The organism is Mycobacterium sp. 1274756.6 (assembly GCF_001668625.1).
Taxonomy (GTDB): domain Bacteria; phylum Actinomycetota; class Actinomycetes; order Mycobacteriales; family Mycobacteriaceae; genus Mycobacterium.
Map to the genome: position 1 here is coordinate 1 of NZ_LZLJ01000039.1, position 2,271 is coordinate 2,271.

The 2,271-nt window shown below is 74.7% G+C and carries 3 protein-coding genes; 2 read left to right on the forward strand and 1 reads right to left on the reverse strand.

What is annotated here, in order from left to right; all coding sequences use genetic code 11:
- Positions 1-638, reverse strand: a 638-nt coding sequence (locus tag A5643_RS05175; protein WP_286143639.1) for a prephenate dehydratase domain-containing protein, incomplete at its 3' end; no start/stop codon positions are given.
- 84 nt (positions 639-722) lie between these two features.
- Here A5643_RS05175 and A5643_RS05180 point away from each other — a divergent pair.
- Both A5643_RS05180 and A5643_RS05185 read left to right on the forward strand, forming a co-directional pair.
- Positions 723-1,502 carry a DUF2470 domain-containing protein gene (locus tag A5643_RS05180; RefSeq protein ID WP_066852614.1) on the forward strand — a complete coding sequence of 260 codons (780 nt, stop codon included), beginning with the start codon at positions 723-725 and terminating at the stop codon, positions 1,500-1,502.
- A 26-nt stretch (positions 1,503-1,528) separates the two neighbouring features.
- Positions 1,529-2,271, forward strand: a 743-nt coding sequence (locus tag A5643_RS05185) for a CPBP family intramembrane glutamic endopeptidase (RefSeq protein WP_066852615.1), incomplete at its 3' end; no start/stop codon positions are given.

Consider the following 2,271-nt stretch of genomic DNA (forward strand, 5'->3'; position numbering starts at 1 on the left):
GGCACCGCGCTCACCCCGCTGGGCCGCGAACAGGCCCGGGCGTTCGCCGGCGCCGGTTCGCTGCGGCCGGGCGGGCCGGCCAGCACGAACCGGGTGCGGGCGTTGGGTTCGTCGACGATGCCGGCGGCCAGCGTGGCCAGCCGGTGATAGTCGGCCGCCAGCGCGGTGCTCACAGCGGCGTCGGCGACGCCGTCGACGACCTGCTCGGCCGCGGCGGCATTGGAGTGCGCCGGCAGCAGGCGGGCGGCGGGCAGTTCGGCGGCCAGCCAGCGGCGCACCTGCGCCCCGGCCACCGGGTGGGCCGCGACGGTGGTCACGTCGGCGGGGGTGCGCCCCGGCCGCACCACGATGCTGAAGGCCACGTCCAGGGTGGTTTCGGCGTAGAGCTGCAGCGGCGTGCCGGTGGCGAGGCTGTCCAGGGTGGGCGCGACCGACCCGTCGATCGAGTTCTCGATCGGCACGCACGCGAAGTCGGCCGAGCCGTCGCGCACCGCGTCGAGCGCCACCGCGGCGCCGGTCACCGAGATCTGCTGCACCTCGCCGCTCGCGCGCGCCGGAACCGCGCCCGCGGCGATCAACTGCAGCAGCGCCGCTTCGGTGAAGGTCCCGTGGGGACCGAGGTAGGCGATACGGGCCACCGTCAAACACTATCGGGTGCGGCGACTTGCGCCGCCGGATCCCACTAATTAAGTTAGCCTTACCTCACTTACGAAAGGGGATCGATGACACGCATCGCAGTGGCGGCGCCGACCACGGCCGAGCGGATCCGCAGCGCCTGCGCGCGGGCCGACGGCGCCCTGCTCGCCGTGGACGGCCTGACCCCGGTCACCACCCCGGTGCACCACCTGCTCGCCGACGGTTCGTTCGCGATGGCGGTCCCCGCCGACCTCCCGGTCGGCTCCGCGGTCCCGGCCATGGTCGAACTCACCGACCAGGCACCGCTTCGGCTGCGCACCCCGGTGCGGGCGCTGGTGTGGCTGCGCGGCCGGCTTGAGCCGGTGGCGCCCGCCGCGGTGCCCGACCTGCTCGATCAGATCGCCGCCGAGAACCCCGACCCGGCGCTGCTGCGGGTGCAGACCCCGCGGACCGGACCGCCGCACGACCCCGACGTCTGCTACCGGTTGGTGCGGCTGGCGGTGGAGTCGGTGGTGGTCGCCGACGCCGGCGGCGCCGAGGCCATCGGCGTGCCGGAGTTGCTGGCCGCCGCACCCGACCCGTTCTGCGCGACCGAGGCCGGCTGGCTGCGGCACCTGGAGACCGCGCACCCCGAGGTGATGGCGCGGCTGGCCGCCCGGCTGCCCACCCGGTTGCGCCGCGGCACCGTGCGGCCGCTGGCGCTGGACCGCTACGGGGTGTCGCTGCGCGTCGAGGACGCGACCGGCGATCACGACGTCCGGCTGCCGTTTCACCGGCCGGTCGACGACGCCCGCGGGCTCGGGCAGGCCATCCGGTTGCTGATGGGGTGCCCGTTTCTGGCCGGGCTGCGGCCCCGCCAAGGCTGAGAGCACCGGTTGGCTACCGTGAGCCGGTGACCGCCGACGGTGAGCCGCCCGCCGCGTCGCGTCGCGCGCTGCGCCTGGAGGTCGCCATCGTCCTGGCGGTCACCTTCGGGCTCAGCGCGCTCACCGCGATCCTGGCGCTGACCGACTCGGTGCTGCGGGATCTGCGCGCCGAGCAGATCCCGCTCAACCCGAAACGCTCCCGGTTCGACCTGATCGACCTGGGCCTCAACGCCGCGGTCGTGCTGCAACTGCTGGCCTGGGGGGCGCTGGCGGTCTATCTGCTGTGGCGCAGCGGGCTAGGGCCGCGTCGTATCGGGCTGGGCCGACCGCGCTGGCGGGTGGACCTGCCTGCCGCGGCCGGACTTGCCGCGCTCATCGGGCTGCCCGGGCTGGGGCTGTATCTCGGCGCGCGGGCGTTGGGCCTCAACGCGACCGTCATCCCCTCCGGGCTGGACGACACCTGGTGGCGGGTGCCGATGCTGATCGCGATCGCGTTCGCCAACGGCTGGGCCGAGGAGGTCGTCGTGGTCGGCTACCTGCTCACCCGGTTGCGCCAGCTCGGCCTGTCCCCGGCGGCCGGGCTGGCCTGCTCGAGCCTGCTGCGCGGCGCCTATCACCTGTATCAGGGGTTCGGCGCCGGGGTGGGCAATGCCGTGATGGGGGCGGTGTTCGGCTACGCGTGGCAGCGCACCGGCCGGCTGTGGCCGCTGGTCATCGCGCACGGCCTGATCGACACCGTCGCGTTCGTCGGGTATGCGCTGGTGGCGGG

Bases quoted from the DNA above. Each gene is read 5' to 3' on its own strand.
- A5643_RS05180 (WP_066852614.1), top strand. From the start codon at position 723: ATGACACGCATCGCAGTGGCGGCGCCGACCACGGCCGAGCGGATCCGC.